This window comes from Nonomuraea corallina, from assembly GCF_027620315.1.
Taxonomy (GTDB): Bacteria; Actinomycetota; Actinomycetes; order Streptosporangiales; family Streptosporangiaceae; genus Nonomuraea; species Nonomuraea corallina.
In genome coordinates this window covers 1-18,398 of record NZ_JAPNNL010000147.1, presented here as the reverse complement: position 1 = coordinate 18,398, position 18,398 = coordinate 1, and the positions used below count along the sequence as shown (strand labels likewise).

17 protein-coding genes are annotated in these 18,398 nt (G+C 72.9%); 5 read left to right on the top strand and 12 right to left on the bottom strand.

Features of this window, described 5'->3' with window-relative positions:
* Nucleotides 1-12: 12 nt before the first annotated feature.
* A complete protein-coding gene (locus tag OUY22_RS28100) occupies nucleotides 13-933 on the bottom strand; it encodes an aldo/keto reductase (RefSeq protein ID WP_270158190.1) in 921 nt (306 codons plus the stop codon).
* Between the two features lie 123 nt (nucleotides 934-1,056).
* Between OUY22_RS28100 and OUY22_RS28095 the strand changes: the two genes are divergently transcribed.
* Both OUY22_RS28095 and OUY22_RS28090 read left to right on the top strand, forming a co-directional pair.
* Nucleotides 1,057-1,422, top strand: coding sequence for a MerR family transcriptional regulator (locus tag OUY22_RS28095; RefSeq protein ID WP_270158192.1), 366 nt, complete (start codon nucleotides 1,057-1,059; stop codon nucleotides 1,420-1,422).
* An 82-nt stretch (nucleotides 1,423-1,504) separates the two neighbouring features.
* On the top strand, nucleotides 1,505-2,425 hold the full coding sequence (locus tag OUY22_RS28090) for an RpnC/YadD family protein (protein WP_270158189.1): 921 nt from the start codon (nucleotides 1,505-1,507) through the stop codon (nucleotides 2,423-2,425).
* Nucleotides 2,426-2,450: 25 nt separating this feature from the next.
* On the opposite strand, the gene OUY22_RS28085 is transcribed toward OUY22_RS28090, so the two are convergent.
* The 10 genes from OUY22_RS28085 to OUY22_RS28040 all read right to left on the bottom strand — a co-directional run bounded on the left by OUY22_RS28085 (nucleotide 2,451) and on the right by OUY22_RS28040 (nucleotide 14,612).
* Nucleotides 2,451-4,313, bottom strand: coding sequence for an ABC transporter ATP-binding protein (locus OUY22_RS28085; RefSeq protein WP_270158188.1), 1,863 nt, complete (start codon nucleotides 4,311-4,313; stop codon nucleotides 2,451-2,453).
* Between the two features lie 205 nt (nucleotides 4,314-4,518).
* Entirely contained in the window at nucleotides 4,519-5,550 is a 1,032-nt protein-coding gene (locus OUY22_RS28080; protein ID WP_270158187.1) for a 2-hydroxyacid dehydrogenase, read from the bottom strand.
* A complete protein-coding gene (locus OUY22_RS28075; RefSeq protein ID WP_270158186.1) occupies nucleotides 5,547-6,185 on the bottom strand; it encodes a histidine phosphatase family protein in 639 nt (212 codons plus the stop codon). The genes OUY22_RS28080 and OUY22_RS28075 overlap by 4 nt, the downstream gene beginning before the upstream one ends.
* Nucleotides 6,182-7,759, bottom strand: coding sequence for an FGGY-family carbohydrate kinase (locus OUY22_RS28070; RefSeq protein ID WP_270158185.1), 1,578 nt, complete (start codon nucleotides 7,757-7,759; stop codon nucleotides 6,182-6,184). Before OUY22_RS28070 ends, OUY22_RS28075 begins: the two co-directional genes overlap by 4 nt.
* Entirely contained in the window at nucleotides 7,756-9,231 is a 1,476-nt protein-coding gene (locus OUY22_RS28065; RefSeq protein ID WP_270158184.1) for an FGGY-family carbohydrate kinase, read from the bottom strand. Before OUY22_RS28065 ends, OUY22_RS28070 begins: the two co-directional genes overlap by 4 nt.
* Nucleotides 9,228-10,460, bottom strand: coding sequence for a sugar ABC transporter permease (locus tag OUY22_RS28060; protein WP_270158183.1), 1,233 nt, complete (start codon nucleotides 10,458-10,460; stop codon nucleotides 9,228-9,230). Before OUY22_RS28060 ends, OUY22_RS28065 begins: the two co-directional genes overlap by 4 nt.
* Complete coding sequence (locus OUY22_RS28055; protein WP_270158182.1) at nucleotides 10,457-11,248, bottom strand: ATP-binding cassette domain-containing protein; 792 nt, start codon at nucleotides 11,246-11,248, stop codon at nucleotides 10,457-10,459. Before OUY22_RS28055 ends, OUY22_RS28060 begins: the two co-directional genes overlap by 4 nt.
* A 9-nt stretch (nucleotides 11,249-11,257) precedes the next feature.
* Nucleotides 11,258-12,349, bottom strand: a complete 1,092-nt coding sequence (locus tag OUY22_RS28050) for an ABC transporter substrate-binding protein (protein WP_270158181.1) — start codon at nucleotides 12,347-12,349, stop codon at nucleotides 11,258-11,260.
* A gap of 205 nt (nucleotides 12,350-12,554) precedes the next feature.
* Nucleotides 12,555-13,505 (bottom strand): sugar-binding transcriptional regulator, encoded by a 951-nt coding sequence (locus tag OUY22_RS28045; protein ID WP_270158180.1) that lies wholly within the window; start codon nucleotides 13,503-13,505, stop codon nucleotides 12,555-12,557.
* Nucleotides 13,506-13,625: 120 nt separating this feature from the next.
* Nucleotides 13,626-14,612 (bottom strand): ArsR/SmtB family transcription factor, encoded by a 987-nt coding sequence (locus OUY22_RS28040; protein WP_270158179.1) that lies wholly within the window; start codon nucleotides 14,610-14,612, stop codon nucleotides 13,626-13,628.
* A gap of 119 nt (nucleotides 14,613-14,731) precedes the next feature.
* Here OUY22_RS28040 and OUY22_RS28035 point away from each other — a divergent pair, with 119 nt between their 5' ends.
* A complete protein-coding gene (locus OUY22_RS28035; RefSeq protein ID WP_270158178.1) occupies nucleotides 14,732-15,973 on the top strand; it encodes an MFS transporter in 1,242 nt (413 codons plus the stop codon).
* A 7-nt stretch (nucleotides 15,974-15,980) separates the two neighbouring features.
* Here the strand turns inward: OUY22_RS28035 and OUY22_RS28030 are convergent, their stop codons facing one another.
* Nucleotides 15,981-16,961 carry a LacI family DNA-binding transcriptional regulator gene (locus OUY22_RS28030; RefSeq protein ID WP_408638214.1) on the bottom strand — a complete coding sequence of 327 codons (981 nt, stop codon included), beginning with the start codon at nucleotides 16,959-16,961 and terminating at the stop codon, nucleotides 15,981-15,983.
* A gap of 69 nt (nucleotides 16,962-17,030) precedes the next feature.
* Here OUY22_RS28030 and OUY22_RS28025 point away from each other — a divergent pair, with 69 nt between their 5' ends.
* A complete protein-coding gene (locus OUY22_RS28025; protein WP_270158177.1) occupies nucleotides 17,031-18,200 on the top strand; it encodes a CynX/NimT family MFS transporter in 1,170 nt (389 codons plus the stop codon).
* Nucleotides 18,201-18,211: 11 nt separating this feature from the next.
* On the top strand, nucleotides 18,212-18,398 hold a 187-nt coding region (locus OUY22_RS28020), incomplete at its 3' end, for a hypothetical protein (RefSeq protein ID WP_270158176.1).

Genomic DNA, 18,398 nt, shown 5'->3' with positions numbered 1-18,398 from the left:
CGCCCCCGCGGATCAGCCGGCGGCGTCGAGACGGGACTTCAGCTCGTCGTCCAGCTTGAGCTCCGTCGCGCCGATGGCCTCCTCCAGCTGGTCCAGGGTGCTGACGCCGACGATCGGCACGTGACCGTCCGCCAGCAGCCAGGCCAGCACCACCTGGTTCGGGGTCGCGCCCAGCTCCCGCGCCGTCTCGTGCAGGATCTGCAGGCGGTGGGTCGTACCGGAGTGGTGGTAGATGTCCTGGATCGGCCGGTCCTCGCGCGTGTAGGCGCCGAACATCAGCGTGTTGTACGCCCACAGCGTCACCCCGGTGTCCTTCAGGTAATCCAGGTGCTCGTCCGTGGTGAGCGTGTGCCCCGCCTCGGCCAGCTCGGTGTGCGGGCGCGGGCGCAGGTAGGTGTGGCGGAGCTGCAGATGGGTGTAGGGCGTCCAGCCGTGCGCGGCCGAGACGTTCCTGGCCCGCTCCAGCCGCCAGGACGGCAGGTTGCTCGCTCCGATCGCCGCCGTCTTCCCCGCGCGGACCAGCTCGTCGAAGGCGCCCAGCGTCTCCTCCAGCGGCACCGACCGGTCCTCGATGTGCGCCCAGTACAGGTCCACCCGGTCGGTGCCCAGCCTGCGCAGGCTGCCTTCGACGGCGGTACGGATCGCCGCGGCGGACAGGCCCTCGGCCGAGTCGAGCGTGGTGTCGCCGGGCACGGTCGGCCGCGCGCCCACCTTGGTGCTCAGGAACACCTGGTCCCGGTTGCCCCGGGCGGCCAGCCAGGAACCGATGGCCAGCTCGCTCTCGTCGCCGGTGCGGCCGGGCACCCAGAACGGATAGTTGTCGGCGGTGTCGAGCATCCGGCCGCCGGCCTCGACGAAACGGTCGAGGATGGCGAAGGTGTCCTTCTCGCTGACGGTCGTGCCGAACGGGATGGTGCCGAGTGCGATGTTCATGGCTACGACAATGGAATCTGGAGTGCACTCCATGTCAACCGCCGACTTTAACCGGATTTTTCAGCATATTCCGGACGCTTCGACCTGGAGCTTGACCTGGAGTCCGCTCCAGGTGAGATGCTCATGCCCGTGAGCGTCTATACCCCCGCAGAAGTCGTCGAGGAGACCGGCTTCACCCTGGACACGTTGCGCTACTACGAGAAGATCGGCCTGCTCGAACGCGTCGAGCGCAACGCCGCCGGCCAGCGCCGCTTCAGCGAGCAGGACGTCGGCTGGCTCGGTATGCTCCGCTGCCTGCGCGACACCGGCATGCCGATCGCCCAGATGCTCCGGTTCGCGGAGCTGACCCGCGCCGGCGACCACACCATCCCCGACCGCATCAAGCTCCTGGAAGAGCACGACCGCCTCGTCGAGGGCCAGATCGAGAACCTCATGGAACGCAGGCGCTACATCAGGAACAAGATCTCCTACTATCGCAGCGTCCTCTGAGCCTTCGTTCTCCTGGAAGGTCCTTGCCTTCGATCACGCGAATGCCCTCACGCAAGGTAGCGACTGTGTGACAATGCGTGTCATGCCGTCCCCCCGACATGACACGCTCGTCAAGCTGTTCGCCGACCGCCCCCAGTTGGTGATGAAGATCCTGCGGGACCTCCTGGAGGTCGACCTGCCCGACACTCCGCTGATCCGGCGGGAGAGCACGACCTTCAACACCCGTAACTCCGAGGACATCGCCTCGGATCTGATCTTCACTCTGGGGCCTCCGCAGGAGACGGCGCATGCCGTCATCGTGGAGGTCCAGCAGGATCAGTCCAAGGACCCGCAGCAACTCGCCCGCTACGCCGCCGCCCTCTGGCTGCAACTGCGCTGCGGCGTCACGGTCCTGCTCATCTGCCCTGATCGCACGACCGCCGCCTTCTACGGGGAGCCGGTCCGCACCAGTCTGGACGGATACCGCTTCGAGGCCCGCGTGCTGGGGCCCGACAGTGTCCCCTTTATCACCGATCCTGACGAGGTCACCGCCGATCCGGGGCTGGCGGCCCTGTCGGTCATGGTTCACGGTCGTGATCGCAAGGTGGTCGAGGCCTTCGCCCAAGGGATGTCCAGCATTCCGGACGATCGTCACGCTACGAAGTACACTGAATACGCATACAGCATGGCCGCACCCGAGATTCGCCGCCTGATGGAGGAGATCATGACGTCCACCGACTGGCCGGTCTACACGCCATGGGCCCGTGAACACTACGGCCGCGGCCTCCAAGAGGGCATAGCCGAAGGGAAGGCCGAGGGGAAGGCCGAGGGGAAGGCCGAGGAGAGCGCCAAGTCGGTGCTGCTCGTGCTGGGCGCCCGGGGGTTCGACGTGCCCGACGAGGTCCGGGCGCGCGTGGTCTCCTGCACGGACCTCGGCCAGCTCGAAACCTGGCTCACCCGCGCGGCCACCGTCCGGGCGCTCGACGAGCTGTTCGGCACGTCGACCGGCGAAGGTCAGCCGTAGGCGGAGGTCAGGGGCAGTCCCGCGGTCAGCGGTAGGCGGAGGCCTGAAGGGTGTAGAGCTCGGCGTAGAGGCCGTTCAACGCGATGAGGCTGTCGTGGTCGCCCTGTTCGGTCACCTTTCCGTGCTGGAGGACATAGATGCGGTCCGCGTGGCGGACGCTGGCCAGGCGGTGCGTGATGAGCAGGACCGTGCGGCCGTCGGAGTGGTGCCGGATGCGCTCGAAGAGCGCGTGCTCGGCCCGCGCGTCCAGGGCGGCCGTCGGCTCGTCGCAGATGAGCAGCTGGGCCTCGCGGTGGAAGCCGCGGGCGATCGCGATGCGCTGCCACTGGCCGCCCGACAGCTCCTGGCCGTTCTTGAAACGACGGTCGAGGAGGGTGCTGTAGCCGTGGGGCAACTGGGCGATCACCTCGTCGGCCCCGGCGACGGTCACCGCCGCGTGCAGGGCGGCCTCGCCCCTGCTGGTGCCCATGGTGACGTTGTAGCGGGCGGTGAGCGGCCAGCGGGTGTGGTCCTGGGCGATGACGGCGGTGCGCAGGCGCAGGTCCTCGGGGCTGACCTGGCGCAGGTCGACGTCGTCCCACCGGACGCTGCCGCCGTCGGGCTCGTACAGCCCTGAGAGGATCTTGGCGAGGGTGGTCTTGCCGGAGCCGTTCTCGCCGACCAGGGCGATGACCTCGCCCCTCTTGATCTCCACGCTGACGCCGCGCAGCGCGGGCCCGTCGGAGCCTGGGTAGGTGAAGGTCACGTCCTGGGCGCTGATCCGCTCGAAGCGCTCGGGTGCGGGGGCGCGGTCCGTGGCGGGCAGGCGCGGCTCGGCGCCGGCGCAGAACTCCACGAAGTCGGTGAAGTAGAGGCCCTCCTCGTAGAGCCGGTTGGTGGCGTACATGAGGTTGCCCAGCGACTGGGAGCCCGAGCGGATGGCGAGCACGGCGGTGCCGGCGACGGCGAGCGGGATGGCGCCGGCGGCCAGCAGGAAGCCCAGGGCGACGTAGACCAGGCCGGTGCCGAGCCCGCCGAGGGCCTCGCCGACCAGCCTGGCGACGGTCTGCCGCCTGGCCAGCCGCAGCATGACGTCCTGCTCGGCCTTGGCGGCGGTGTCGTAGACGCGCAGCAGGAAGCCGCGCATGGTGAACGAGCGGACCTCGGCGGCCGAGCCGCGTTCGGCCAGTAGCTGGGCCATGATCCACTTACGGCGGATGACCGGGATCAGCGCGAACATCGTCGTGTAGCGCATCCTCGCGCTGCGTACCGCCGCCCACGCGTCGGGCACCACGGCCAGCAGCAGCAGCGGCAGCAGCACCGGGTGGAGCACGCCGAGCACGCCGCCCACGGCGGCGATGCCCACTGCGGCGGTCACCACGTCGATGGCGGAGGCCACCACCCAGTCGACCGTGGACACGCCGCGGAGCCTGGCCCGCTGGAGGGCGTCGTGGAAGTCCGGGTCGTCGTAGGAGGAGAGCTCGACGCGGCTGGTCAGCTCGTAGAGCCGCTGCTCGGTCAGCCGGGTGACCTGGGGTTCGAGGCGAGCCTGCGCCCAGCCGGCACCCGCCGTGACCGCGGCGCGCAGCGCGGCGGCGGTGGCGACCAGGATCAGGCTGGGCAGCGCCGCCCGCACCCGCTCCGGCGTCGGCCCCTCGCTGAACAGGGCGTTGAGCACGCCCGTGGTCGCCAGCAGCCCGAAGGCCGTCAGGACACCACCGAGCAGGTTGAGTGAGACGGTGGCGAGGGTGTCGCGGGGGCTGGCCCGCCAGGCCATGCCCATGGCCTGGCGGATGAGGGAGGGGAGCCGGCGGGCGATCGTGAGGAACCCCACCTCGGTCATCGTGTCAGCGTGCGCGTGCCAGTCGGAGAGGGAGATCTCGCCCAGTTCGAGGGGCTCGTCGGCCATAACGGGAAGTGTTCCCTGCGGCACCGGCCAATCCGCATGCGATGTTCTCTCACGTGACCGGCGCCGGCCCGCCACGCCGGTGCCACCTGCGACGACGAGGCGTTATGCCGACCCGTTATGCGGTCGTCCTTGACGGGTGCGCGGCGAGATGGGTCGACGGCGATGTTCAGCTACGTCCTGCTGGGCCGGTTCTTCATGCGCGGCCTCATGGCCGGCGCGCTGAAAGGTTGACCTCGGGGTTGGCGCAGTGCGCCGGCCGCTCGCCGCGGACGTACCTGGCCACGTCGCCGGCCACGATCGAGGCGGCCTTCATGGCCGTCTCCTTGCTGGCCCCGGCCAGGTGCGGGGTCATCACCAGGTTCGGGGCGGCCAGCAGCCGCGAGCCTGCCGGGATCGGCTCCTCCGGGAAGACGTCCACGGCGGCGCCGAACAGGTGCCCCGTCTCCAGCGCGTCGCAGAGCGCGTCGTAGTCGAGCAGCGCGCCGCGCGCGCAGTTGACCAGCACCGAGCCGCGCGGCATCAGCGCGAGCTGCTCGGCGCCGATCATGCCGGTGGTCTCGGGCGTGGCCCGCGCGTGCAGGGACACGAACCGGGACCGGCGCAGCAGCTCGTCCAGCTCCACCCGCCCCGGCACGTCCACGTACGGGTCGTACACGAGCACCTCGGCCCCGAAGCCCGCCACCATCCTGGCCACCCGGCTGCCGATCGCCCCGTAGCCGACCAGGCCGACTGTGCTGCCCTCCAGCTCGGGGCCGACCGAGTCGAAGGAGTAGTAGTCGCCGCGCCACACGCCGCCCGCGAGGTCCGCGTGCGTCTGCGGGACCCGGCGGGTGGCGGCCAGCAGCAGCGCCAGCGTGTGCTCGGCGGTGGCCACCGCGTTGCGGCCGGGCGCGAAGGTGACGGCGACGCCCGCCTCCGTGGCGGCCTCCAGGTTGGCGTTGACCGGGCCGCCCCGGCTGACGCAGAACAGCCGCAGGTCAGGGCAGGCGTCCAGGACGCGCCGGGTGAGCGGGGCCATCTGCGTCACGCACACCTCCACCCCACGCAGCGCGGCGATCAGCTCCTCCTCCACGTCCGAAGCCTCGTCGACCTCGCCCACCGGCCCGAACGGGACGACCGGCCACGGCAGCGTCAGCTCGCTGATCTCCAGGTCGCCGGGCACCTCGCGGCGCAGCGCCGCGGCCAGCAGGTCGTTGCGGACGAAGTGGTCGCCGGCGGCAAGCACTCGGATGGTCAACGAACGGCTCCAATCGGGGTGTTGTACCGCAGGATCGCGGCCCGAGGATGGGCGAGGTCGCCGTACGGGCGCAGCTCGGTGAGCGCGCAGTTGTCCAGGCGGGGGAACAGCCGCCGGTACTCACCGAGCGGCACGCCGACCAGCCGGCACAGGGCGAGCCTGATGGCGGTGGTGTGGGCGACCACGAGCACCCGGCCGCCGGGGGAGGCGGCGGCGACGTCGAACAGCGCGGCCGTGAACCGGTCCGCGGCCGCGGCCGGGTCCTCGCCGCCCGGCAGCGGGTGGGCGCCGGGGTCGGCCTCGAAGGCGGCACGGGCCTCGGGGAACCGCTCGCGCATCTCCCGCGCGGTCAGCCCCTCGCCCTGACCGAAGTCCAGCTCCCGCAGCCGCTCGTCCGCCCGCGGGGTCAGCCCGGCCGCCGCGGCGGCGCCGGCGGCGGTGATCCTGGCCCGGCTCAGCGTGGACGACCACACCGCCGTCAGCCCCGCGCCGGCGGCCCACGCGGCGAGTTCGGCCGCCTGGTCGTGCCCGCGTCCGGTCAGCTCGATGTCGCTGACCCCGGCGTAGCGGTTCTCGGCGTGCCAGACGGTCTCACCATGCCGCACCAGCACCAGAGTCGTGAGGCGATCGGTCATCGCGCGCTCCTTTCGCGGGCGTGGGCGGCGGCGGGCTCGGGGAGCCAGCCGCGTTCTTCCAGAGCGGTGACGAAGCGCAGGTACGGCTCGCGCAGGTCCGCGCCGGACGGCTCGACGACCTCGTGGGTACGGACCATCCGCGCGGCCACCCCGGCCGTTCCGGGTGTTCCGTGAGTTGTCGCCGTGCCGGGGGCGGTGGTGGCTCCGGCTGCGAGGACGGCCATGCCGAGCGCCGGTTCGGCGTTCTCCCGGAGTGTCACCGGACGGCCCAGTACGTCGGCGCGGAGCTGGTTCCCGTATCCGCTCCTGGTCGCGCCGCCGGTGAGGATGATCTCGCCGTCGACCGGGGCGCCGAGCAGGTCGAGGTAGTCGAAGCAGAGCCGCTCGACGAACGCGGCACCGCGCAGGATGGCGGCGTACCGTTCCACGTCGTCGGCGGGCTCCCCGAGGGTGAACCCCTCCGCGTCCGGCGCCGCGAAGGGGAACCGCTCACCCCGCGACACCAGCGGGTAGACGATCGGCAGCGCCGCCGCCTCCGACGCCCCGCCGATGTACGCGCCATCAGAACGCCCGCCGGCCCCGCCGTCGTACGGACGATCGGAACCCGGCGAGCTGTAGCGGGCGGTGGCTTGGGCGGCCAGGGCGTCGAGGTCGCGTCCGGGCAGGTCGCGGGAGAGGACGCCCGCGCCGGTGCTGGACGCGCCGCCCGGCAGCCAGGAGCCGTCCGGCGCCCGGTGCGAGTAGACGACGCCGAGCGGGTCGTGGACCAGCTCACGGGTGACGCCCTTGAGGACGAGCGTGGTGCCCAGCACCGAGTTCCAGCTTCCCGGGGTGAGGGCGCCGGCGCCGAGCTGGGCGGCGCATCCGTCGGTGGTCCCCGCGATCACGGGGGCGCCCTCCGGGATGCCGGTGGCCCTCGCCGCCTCCGCGCACACCGTGCCGATCCTGGTGCCGGGCCGTACCACCTCGGGCAGCGCCGAGGCGGGCACCCCGAGAGCGGACAGCACGTCGGACGGCCAGCGTTCGTCGAGCAGGTCGACCCCGGTCTTGAGCGCGTTGCTCAGGTCGGTCGCCACCTCGCGCCCGCACAGCCGCCGGTTGACGAAGTCGCTCTGGTGGGCCGCCCGCGCGCCCGCCCGTGCGCCCGCCGGGGCGTCCGCGAGCAGCCACAGCAGCTTGGGCAGCGCCCAGTTGGCCTGCATCCGCCGGTACCCCAGCCGTTCCCAGACCGGCGCGCCCACCGCGTTCACCCGGTCCACCAGCCCGGCCGCGCGCCGGTCGTCGTACATGAGGGCGGGCGTCAGCGGCGTCCCGTCCGGCGTGGTGAGCAGGACGGTGCCGGACGTGGCGTCGACGGCGACGCCCTCGATCCGTACGGGGGGCACCTCGCGCAGCGCCTCCCGGCTGGCGGCGGACAGCGCCGCCCACCACTCCTCGGGGTCCTGCTCGTGCCGGACGCCGTCGCGGTGGCTGGTCAGCGGGCGGACGGCCGCGCCGAGCACCCGCCCGTCCGCGTCCACGGCCATCGCGCGCACGCTCTGCGTGCCGAGGTCGATCCCGATCCACGCGCTCATGTCCGGCTCCGCGTCTCGGCGAGCAGCGGCCAGGAGCGGGCCGCCTGCTCGCGCAGGGTCAGGAAGGTCCGGTACGCGTCCGCGTACGGGCCGGGCTCGGGCTCGACGGCGTCGCCGAGCCGCACGTGCCGGGCGGCGGCGTCCTGGACGGTGGCGGCGCCGGTGGCGGCGAGGCCGACGAGGAACGCGCCCCTGGCGCCGACCTCGGCGTCGACCGGGCGCAGCACCGGCAGTCCGGTGACGGCGGCGATGAGCCGCAGCCACAGGGCGCTGGCCGAGCCGCCGCCGCAGACCCGCAGCTCGCGCGGGGCCGCGCGGGTCGCGGCGAGGCAGTCCTGGACGACGAGCGTGAGCCCTTCGAGCACGGCGCGGGCGACCTGCTCGCGGCCGTGTTCGACGGACAGGCCGAGGAAGGAGCCCCGGGCCAGCGGGTCGGAGAACGGCAGCCGTTCACCGGCGGGGGAGAGGTACGGCAGGAACGCCAGGCCGCGCGCCCCCGGCTCGCTCCGGGCGGCCAGTTCGCTCAGCTCGCCCGGCCGGTCGAGCCCGAGCAGCCGGCAGGCCCACTGGATCACTTCGGTGCCGGTGAACGTGGGGAAGGCGCGCAGGTAGCCGCCCGGCGCCGCGATGGTGATGCCGATCGGGTCGCCGTCGAGGTCCGGCCGCTCGACCAGGGTCTCCACGCAGAGGGTGGTGCCGAGGATGCCGCACGCCTGTCCCGGGCTCACCGCGCCCGCGCCGAGCGCGGTCGTGACGATGTCGTACGGTGCCATCACCACGGGCGTGCCCTCGGCCAGCCCGAGCAGGTCGGCCGCGGGCTTCGACAGCCCGGCCGCGCGCCGGGCGTCGTCGCGGATCTCGGGCAGCAGCCGTCCGGCGCTTTCCAGCCCGAACAGTTCCACCAGCTCGGGGGCGTAGCGGCGGGCGCGCAGGTCCATGAACGGGGCGGAGGCGTCCGACTCGTCGGCGGCGATCTCTCCGGTCAGCTTCGCGAAGATCCAGCCGCCGCAGGTGAGGTTGGCGGTGGAGCGGTCCAGCCGGTCGGGGTCGTGCCGCGTGAGCCAGGACAGGATCGCGTGCGGCAGCCCGGTGGCGGCCGACGACCCGCTGATCCGGAACGCCCGTTCGGCCTGCCCGGACCGGATCCAGCCGTCCACGATCGCGGCGGCCCGGCCGTCGTTCCACAGGATGGCCGGGCCGGTCGGTTCGCCGGCGGCGTCGACGAGCCAGCAGCCGTCGCCCTGCGCGGTCACGGCCACGAAGTCGACCGGCTCGCCGAGGGCCGCGGCCACCTCACGGACGGTGGCGGCGACGGCGTCCCAGACCGCGGCCATGTCCTGCTCGGCATGGCCGGGCGCGGGCCTGGAGACGATCGTGGGCCGCCTGGACACGGCGGTCTCGGCGCCGTCGCCGTCGTAGCCGACCGCCTTGATCACCGTGGTGCCGGCGTCGACGCTGATGGCGGCCATCATGCCCTGCCGTGTGAGGTCCTCGACCGGCGCGAGACGGAGTCGACGACCACCGCCAGGAGCAGGACGGCCCCGGTGACCATGAACCGGATGGAGGAGTCGAGGTTCAGCAGCGTCAGGCCGCTGGAGATCGACTGGATGACGATGATGCCGAGCAGCGCGCCGAAGGCGGTGCCGCGCCCGCCGAACAGGCTCGTGCCGCCGATCACCGCGGCGGCGATGGCGTTGAGGTTGACGTCGCCGCCGCCGCTGCTCTGGTTGGCCGCCGCCAGCCGGGCCGCGGCCAGGATGCCGCCGACCGCCGCGAGCGAGGAGCAGAGCACGAACACCGAGGTGTAGACCTGCTTGACGTTGATGCCCGCGCGCCTGGCCGCCTCGACGTTGCCGCCGACCGCGTACACGGACCGGCCCCACTGGGTGCGCGAGAGCAGGTAGTGCATGATCAGCACCAGCGCCACGAAGAACACGAACATCCAGCCGACGCCGCGCGTCTGGCCCAGGTACCAGACCACGAACAGCAGCGCCACCAGCAGCGCGGCGCTCCGCATCACCAGCGCCGAGGTGCTCTTCGACGACAGCCCGGCCGCGCGCCGCTCGCGGGCGTGCAGGTAGCCGCTCGCGAAGAGCCAGACGGCGGCGACCACGGCGAGCGTGTACGCCAGCCAGCCGGGCAGGAAGGCGAGCTGGGCGAAGTTCACCAGCCCCGAGTCGAAGGGCAGGTTGATCGCGCCCTTGGTGCCGAGCACGTACAGCTGCAGGCCCAGGAAGCCGAGCAGGCCCGCGAGGGTGATGACGAAGCTGGGCACGCCGAACCGGTTGAACAGCTGGGCGTAGACCCAGCCGATGGCGGCGCCCATGATGACCGCGGCGCTGATCGCCAGCCAGACCGGCAGCCCCTGGTCCACGAAGAGCACCGCCAGCACGGCGCCCGACAGGCCGCTGACCGAGCCGACGGACAGGTCGATCTGGCCGACCAGCAGCACGCACACGATGCCCAGCGCGATGATGCCGACGGCGGCCGACTCCATCGTCAGGTTCACCAGGTTCTGGCTGGACAGGAAGATCGGGTTGAGGATCTGCAGCACGCTCCAGATGACGATCAGCCCGACCACGACGGGGATCACGCCGAGGTCGCCGCCGCGCGCCCGCTCGACCACGTCGGTGAGCGCGCCGCGCAGGCCCTCACGCTGCTGGAGCCGCTCGTCCTGGCGGTCGGTGGCCACTGTGCTCATGACGGGAGCCCTTCCTGGTGCCGGCTCGCCCGCCGGGACACCGCGTTGTCGGTGGCCCCGGTGATCGCGGCGATGATGTCCTCGGCGGAGACGTCGCCGACGTCGAAGACGCCGTTGTTGCGGCCCAGCCGCAGCACCGCGACCTTGTCGGCCACGGCCTTCACGTCGGCCATGTTGTGGCTGATCATGATCACCCCGAGCCCGTTCTCGCGGAGCCGCTCGACGAGGTTGAGCACCTCGGCCGTCTGGGCGACGCCCAGCGCGGCCGTGGGCTCGTCCAGGATGATGATCTTCGGGTCGCCGAGCAGCGACCGGGCGATCGCCACGGTCTGGCGCTGGCCCCCGGACAGCGCCGCCACCGGGACCCGGACGCTCGGGATCTTGGCCGAGAGCTGCCGGAGCAGCTCCCAGGAGCGGGTCTCCATCGCCACGTCGTTCAGCCGCAGCGGGCGGATCTCCTGACCCAGGAACAGGTTCTGGATCACGTTGAGGTTCTCGCAGAGGGCCAGGTCCTGGAAGACGGTGGCGATGCCGAGCTTGTGCGCGGCCGCCGGGTTGGGGATGTCGACCACCCGGCCGGCGAACGTGATCGTCCCGGAGTCCGGCGGATGGACCCCCGAGAGGATCTTGACCAGCGTGGACTTGCCCGCGCCGTTGTCCCCGACCACCGCGACGACCTGGTGTGCCGCCACGTCGAGGTCGATGCCGGTGAGCGCGGCCACCGCCCCGAAGTTCTTGCTGACGCCGCGCAGGGACAGGACGGTGTCCGGTTGCTGAGTGGGCGACACGGGGACCCCCTACTTGATGTCGAGCTCGGCGCAGCCCTCGGCGTACTCGCCGGTGCACACCTCGGCCGCCTTCATGATGCCGCTGTCGAACAGCACCTCCTTGACGTTCTCCCTGGTCACGACCGTGGGGACGAACAGCTCGGAAGGTGTGTCGTACAGGGTGGTCTTGCCTTCGGGCTTCTGGCCCTGCATGAACTGGTGGGCGACGACGGCGGCGGCCTCGGCGACGATCTTGATCGGCTTGGAGATCGTGTTGTACTGGTCGCCCTTGATGACGCGCTGGGCGGCGGCGATCTCGGCGTCGTTGCCGGTGACCGGCGGCACGTCCTTGCCCGCGGCCTTGAAGGCGGCGATGGCGCCGCTGGCGGTGCCGTCGTTGGCCGCGACCACGCCGACGATGTCGTCGCCGAACTGGGTGATCTGGCCGCTGACCCAGGTCTGCGCCTTCTCCGGACTCCACTCGGGGGTGTCGTACTCGGCCAGCAGCTTGAAGCCGCTGGGGTCGACGGCGCTGTGGATGCCCTTCTTGATCAGGCCGGCCGCGGCGTCCGTCGGGGAGCCGTTGACCTGGAGGATGCCGCCCTCGGCCTGCTCCGCCTTGAGGTGCTCGACCAGCGACGCGGCGATCATCGAGCCGATCTTCTCGTTGTCGAAGGAGATGTAGTAGTCGGCGGGCGTGGACGGGATCGGCCGGTCGTAGGCGATGATCGGCACCTGCTGCGACTGCGCGGCCCGGACGATGCCGGCCGCGGCGGTGGAGTCGACGGGGTCGAGCACGATGGCCTTGACACCCTGGGCCAGCGCCGAGTTCGCCTGCTGCTGCTGTTTGGCGGCATCGGAGTCGGCGTTCTGGTAGATGACGGAGCAACTGGGACACAGCTCCTTCATCTTGGCCTCGAACAGCGGCTTGTCCTGCTGCTCGTACCGGGTGGAGGCCAGGTCGGGCATGAGGAAGGCGACCTTGCCGTTCTCCGCGCCACCCGCGCCGCCACCGGTGGCCTCGCCGTCGCCGGTGGAGCCGGAGCCGCACGCGGCCAGCGCCGAGGTCGCGAGGACCGCCACTGCGGCGAAGGCGGACGTCCGCATCTTGATTCTGTTCACGGGTACTTACCTCACTCGCTCATCCAGCCGGACGCCTCGCGTCCTCGGGTGGTCGCGTCCCCCGGTTGCGACCCGGGACGTGCCTCACAACGGGCGACGTCCCATGGTGCGCCACACGGTAGCGTGCGGGCAGAACATTTGTCCAGCACCAGTGTTCACTAGGTCGTCCGACTTGGCCCTTTCGGGGGAACAGGTGTGCACGGGCTCAGCGCGCGGCGGCCAGGATGCTCTCGGCGGTCAGGGCGTCGGTGACGAGCCGGTTGAAATAGCCGCCCCTGGCCCCGGCGATGATCGAGACGACCTTCTCCGCGCCCACCGCGACGGCGATCGAGTGCGGGATCCGCCGCAGTTCCTCCAGGCCGGCCGCGACCAGGCGCTCGCTGCCCGGATAGCCGACCGGGTCGCCGTCGCGGTCGAAGAAGCGCGAGCACACGTCGCCCACGGCCCGGCGCAGGCTGGGCTCCTCGCGCGGCACGAACGCGGGCACCACCTGGCGCATCAGCGGCGGCGAGCCGACGCCCACGACCGCGCACCTGGCGTGGGCCCAGAGGTCCATCACCCGGCGCACCGACGGCTCGTGCTGCAGCGAGTAGAACAGCTCGGGGCCCGGCAGCGCGGGAGCGTACAGGTAGTGAGGCACGCCGCCGACCTGCTCGGCGAACAGCCGGGTGGTCTCGTTGGTCTGGAACCAGGGCTGCGGGTCCTGCTGACCGCCGACCGCCGGGGCGATCCGCACGCCGGGGAAGCGGCCGAGCCCTTCGCGGGCGCACTCGTACACGGTGCTGCCGGACGACACCAGGACCACGTCACCCGACTCCAGCCCCACCGCCGCCAGCGCCTTGGCCAGGCCGGGGGCCAGCCACGGGCCCAGCGCCGGGCCGCTGACCTTGGGCACCAGGTGGACCCGGTCCAGGTTGAGCACGTCGGCGACCTGGCTCGCCAGATGGCCGCCGGCCAGCCGCTCGGGGCGGTGCACCTTGATCTCGACGATCCCCTGCCTGCGCGCCTCGGTCAGCAGCCGGCTCACAGTCGCCCTGCTGACGCCGAGCCGCTTGGCGATGTCAGCCTGGGTGGCGTCCTGGAGGTAGTACTGCGACGCCGCGGCGTACATCAGCTCCTGAGGGAAGCGGGCCTCCTGTGCGGCGTCGGCGTTCATGCGCGCGCTCCCTGGGTCTGTGAACAAGTGTGCTGAACGGATGCGCTCGACTATACCTTCGCGCCATCCCGAGGAAAGGCTAGCGATCCGGGGGCCTGTCCGGGAGCGCGGCGCGGCTCGTCAGAGGATCGACCCCGCGCACAGGGCGTCGCCGAGCGGGGTCCGCGCGTACAGGACGCTGCGGCCGGTGCGGGTGCCGCTGATCAGGCCCGCCGCGCGCAGCGCCGCCAGATGGCCGCCCGCGCTGCCCACGCTCAGCCCGAACAGCGCGGCCAGCTGAGTGGTCGTCGCCGGCACGGCCAGCTCCTCCAGGACGCGGGCACGGGTGCGCCCGATCAGCCGCGCCAGCCCGGAGCCCGGCGCGGGCGGGCCCACCGCGGTCCCGCGCGCCGGATAGATCAGCGCGTACGGCCACGCCTCCGCGAGGTAGGCCCCCAGGTTGCCGATGAACGCCGACGGCAGGAACAGCAGCCCCTGACCGCCCAGCCGGTGCCGCTCCTCCTCGGCCCCGATCGCGATCTCGAGATGGCCGTCGTCGTGCCAGCGCACCTGGTCGCTCAGGTCGTCGAGCGCCGCCGCCCACCCGTACGCCGCCAGCCGCCCGGCCCGCTGCACCACGTCCCGCTCCAGGATCGCGTGGAAGTGCGGCCACGTCCTGGACACGATCTCGGTCCAGAGGGCCTCGTACGCGTCCGCGATCAGCCGTACCACGTCCGGGCCCAGCAGCAGCTCCCTGTGCGCGGCCGGCGCGGGCGGCCGGCGGGCCAGCACCGCGGCGATCTCGGCGTGCGCCTGCGCGATCGGCGTCCGCCGCATGGCGGACAGCTCCGCCTCGAACGGCACGCGCACGCCGGTGGGCGGCGGCGCGACGAAGTCCACGTTGGCGTCGCCCCGGTTGCCGGAGACGACGGCCACGGCCGCCAGCGCCGGATGACGGCGCTCCAGCTCCCGGTAGGTCGCGCGCCACCGGTCGACCCAGCGCCGGTGCACGCCGCCAGGCCCGCGGCCGTCGAGCAGCCACTGCGCGTGCATGGTCTCGATCAGCGGCGAGATCGCGAACCGGCTGGCGGCCACATCCTGAGGGGTGACGACGATTCTTACCACCACTTTTCGGTTATATCCGAAAGCTTCGCCGGGTGCGGGGGACCCGGCCACCATCAGGAGAGCAGGCCCGGCGGCCCCGCCCTCCCTCCGGGGCCGCCACCCCCTATTCCCGAGGAGTTGGTGTGGCGTCCACCGAACGCGGAGCCACCTACGGCGAGGTGTTCGCCGTCCGCGAGTTCCAGGTGCTGTTCGGCAGCTTCGCGCTGCTGGTCTCCGGCGACTCGATCAAGATGCTGGCGCTGTCGGTGCTGGTGTACGCGGAGAGCGGCTCGCCCGGCCTGGCCGCGGCCGCGTACATGGCGGGCTGGCTGCCGCACATCGCCGGCGGCATGTTCCTGCTGTCACTGGCCGACCGGCTCCCGGCGCGGGGACTCATGGTGGCGGGCGAGCTGGTCAGGGTCGTGGTGTGCCTGCTGCTGGCGTACGCCGGGCTGCCGGTGTGGGCGATGATCGCGCTGGTGCTGGCCACCGGCGTGTTCGCGCCGCTGTTCGGCGCGGCGCGCAGCGCCATGCTCCCGGACGTGCTGCCCGGGGACGCGTTCGTCCTGGGCCGGTCGCTGCTGGGCATGACCTCGGCCGGCGCCCAGATCGCCGGACTGGCGGTGGGCGGCGCCTTCCTGGCCGCCGCCGGCCCGCAGGGCGCGCTCGCGGTCACCGCCGCGCTGTCCGCGCTCGGCGCCCTGTTCCTCCGCTTCGGCCTGCCCGGCCGCCGGCCCCGCCAAGGGTCCGCCCCCGGCCGGGGCGCCGTGCGGACCACGCTGCGGGTGAACAGGACACTGCTCGCCGATCGGCGGGTGCGCGGGCTGCTGCTGGCGTCCTGGACGCCGCCGCTCTGCCTGGCCGGGGCCGAGGCGATGATCGTGCCGTACCTGGGCGGTCAGGGGAAGGCCGGGGTGGTGCTGGCCGCGGCCGCCGCCGGGATGGCGGTGGGGGAGTTCGCCGTCGGGCGGTTCGCCGCGCCGGCGCTGCGGGAACGGCTCTCGCTGCCGCTGGCCCTGCTGATGGGCGTGCCGTGGCTGGCGTTCCTGGCCACGCCCGGCATCGTGTGGTCCGCCGTGCTCGCCGCCGTCTCGGCCGGCTGCCTCGCCTACCAGCTGGGGCTGCAGCGCCGGTTCGTGGACGCGGTGCCCGAGGAGGTGCGCGGCCAGGCGTTCGGTCTGCTGTCGACGGGCCTCATGACCGGCCAGGCGGTGGGCGCGGCCCTCGTCGGCGTCGCCGGTGAGCTGCTCACGCCCCGCCTCGGGATCGTCGTGGCGGGCGTCGGCGGCGTCCTCGCCGCCCTCGCGCTCTTCCGGCCCCTCCGCCCCGAGCCGCCCGCCCCGGCCGCGACCACCGCGGCCCACCCCGCCGCCCGGACCCCGTGAACCGGGCCTACGGCGGCAGCTCGCCCGAGCCGCGAAGCACGAGCGCCACAGGCAGGACCGGATGCTCGGCCGGCCCGTCGTCGCCCGACAGCCGGCGGAAGAGCAGCTCGGCCGCCACCCGCCCCATCCGCGCCGGGTCCTGAGCGACCACCGTCACGGCCGGTCGCAGCAGGTCCGCCAGCTCGAAGTCGTCGAACCCCACCAGCGCCGCCGGCCGCCCCGCCAGCACGCGCAGCGCGGTCACCGTGAGCCGCCCGTTGCCGGTGAACAGTGCCGTCGGCGGCCGGTCCAGGGCCAGCATCCGGTCGAGCGCCTCCCGTACGGAGTCGAGAGTGGGCGCTCGCATGGACACCAGCCGCTCGTCGTACAGCCGGCCGAGCGCGGCCCGGTAGCCGTGCAGCCGCCGCGCGGCCGTGAAGATCGTGGGCTGGTCGCCGAGGAACGCGATCCTGCGGTGCCCGTGCGCCAGGAGGTGACGGGTGGCCAGGGCGGCGCCGCCGGCGTTGTCGGCGAGCACGGTGTCGACGTCGAGGCCGGGCCCCGGCGGGCGGTCCACGAACACGGCCGGGGTGCCCGCGTCCAGCTCGGGCCGCAGGTAGGAGTGGTCGGCGCCGGCGGGCACCACGATCAGCCCGTCCACCCGCCGGGCACAGAACGCCCGCACCAGCTCACGCTCCCGCGCCGGGTCCTCGCTGGACGACGCGCTCAGCAACAGGCAGTCGTGGGCCGCGGCCACGGACTCCACGGCCCGGCCCAGCCCGGCGTAGAACGGGTCGGCCACGTCCTCGATCACCAGCCCGACGGTGGAGGTCCGGCCCCGGCGCAGCACGCGTGCGCTCTCGTTGCGGCTGTAGCCGAGCCGGTCGATGGCCGCGCGCACCCGGTCGGCGGTCGCCGGGCGGACGCCGGGCTCGCCGTTGACCACGCGGGACACGGTCTTGAGCGCGACGCCCGCGGCCGAGGCGACGTCCTTCATCGTCGGTCTCACGTCTAGGATCCTTTCTCACCGCGCAGTGCCGGACAACGTTGTCAACCACTGTGCGAAGGGAGGAGCCCCATGTCGTTCAGGTCCGCGCTGCTCGTCGCCGGTTTCGTGCTGGCCGCGCTGAACCTCCGGCCCGCCATCGCGGGGATCTCGCCGCTCCTCGACGAGATCATGACCGACCTCGGGCTCACCCCGGCCGCCGGCGGCGCCATCGCCACGGTCATGGTGGTCTGCCTGGGCGTGTTCGGGCCGCTCGCGCCGCTGCTCGCCCGCCGCATCGGCCTGGACCGCACGCTGCTGGCCGGCCTGCTGGTGCTCGCGCTCGGCGTGCTGCTGCGCGTCCTGGACGGCGCCCCGGTCCTGTACGTCGGCTCGGCCGTCGCGGCGACGGCCATCGCGGTGATGAACGTGATCATGCCGGCGATCGTCAAGCAGCACTTCCCCGGCCGGGTGAACCTGCTCACCGGCGTCTACTCCTCGGCCATCGTCGGCGGCGCGGCGGGCGCCTCGGCCCTGGTCATCCCCCTGGAGCGGGCCACCGGCCAGGACTGGCGCGGCGTGTCGGCGCTGATGGCGGTGCCGGCCGTGGCGGCCGCCCTGCTCTGGCTGCCGCAGGCGTTCGGCAGGCAGGCGGCGCCGCGGCAGGGCCCGCGGCCCATCCGGGCCATCCTGCGCAGCCCGCTGACCTGGCAGGTCACGGCCTGGATGGGGCTGCAGTCCGCGACCTTCTACATCATGCTGGCCTGGCTGCCGAAGATCTTCCTGGACGCCGGCCTGCCCGCCGACCAGGCCGGTTACCTGCTCGGGCTGACGACCCTGGTCCAGGTGGCCGCCACGCTGGGGGTGCCGGTGCTGGCCGGGCGGCGGGCGTCGCAGGTCCCGTACGTGATGGCGGCGGGGGTGCTGACGGCCGCCGGCTACCTGGCGGTGCTGGTGGCGCCGACGACCGTGCCGTGGCTGTGGATGATCGTGCTGGGCATCGGGCAGGGGGCGTCGTTCGCGCTGGCGTTGCTGATCATCGCGCTGCGGCCCGCCGACCCGGAGTCCGTGACGGCCCTGTCCGCGGTGGCGCAGTCGGTCGGGTACGTGATCGCGGCGCTCGGGCCGCTGCTGTTCGGGTATCTGGCTCAGGTGTCCGGCGGCTGGTCGGTGCCGCTGATGGCCGGGCTGGGCGTGGTGGGCGCGCAGCTCGTCAGTGGCTGGTTCGCGGGACGCCCTGCTACCTTAGGTAAGCCTAACTAGGGGGTTCCGGCGTGCTGACCGAGGTGCTCGAACGCGCCGCCGCCGCACGCGGTGGCGTGCTGGGGGTGGAGCCCGGCCTGGTCATCGAGCCCGACGAGAGCTGGACGGCCGTCGCCGATCTGGTGCGCGAGCCGTACGTCCCGCTGGGCGAGCTGGTCGACGAGACGGCGGCGCGCTGGAACGCGCCCCCCCCCCGCG

Bases quoted from the DNA above. Each gene is read 5' to 3' on its own strand.
- OUY22_RS28065 (WP_270158184.1), bottom strand. From the start codon at position 9,231: ATGATGGCCGCCATCAGCGTCGACGCCGGCACCACGGTGATCAAGGCG.
- OUY22_RS28060 (WP_270158183.1), bottom strand. From the start codon at position 10,460: ATGAGCACAGTGGCCACCGACCGCCAGGACGAGCGGCTCCAGCAGCGT.
- OUY22_RS28085 (WP_270158188.1), bottom strand. From the start codon at position 4,313: ATGGCCGACGAGCCCCTCGAACTGGGCGAGATCTCCCTCTCCGACTGG.
- OUY22_RS28025 (WP_270158177.1), top strand. From the start codon at position 17,031: ATGTCGTTCAGGTCCGCGCTGCTCGTCGCCGGTTTCGTGCTGGCCGCG.
- OUY22_RS28090 (WP_270158189.1), top strand. From the start codon at position 1,505: ATGCCGTCCCCCCGACATGACACGCTCGTCAAGCTGTTCGCCGACCGC.
- OUY22_RS28095 (WP_270158192.1), top strand. From the start codon at position 1,057: ATGCCCGTGAGCGTCTATACCCCCGCAGAAGTCGTCGAGGAGACCGGC.
- OUY22_RS28045 (WP_270158180.1), bottom strand. From the start codon at position 13,505: ATGAACGCCGACGCCGCACAGGAGGCCCGCTTCCCTCAGGAGCTGATG.
- OUY22_RS28070 (WP_270158185.1), bottom strand. From the start codon at position 7,759: ATGAGCGCGTGGATCGGGATCGACCTCGGCACGCAGAGCGTGCGCGCG.
- OUY22_RS28100 (WP_270158190.1), bottom strand. From the start codon at position 933: ATGAACATCGCACTCGGCACCATCCCGTTCGGCACGACCGTCAGCGAG.
- OUY22_RS28075 (WP_270158186.1), bottom strand. From the start codon at position 6,185: ATGACCGATCGCCTCACGACTCTGGTGCTGGTGCGGCATGGTGAGACC.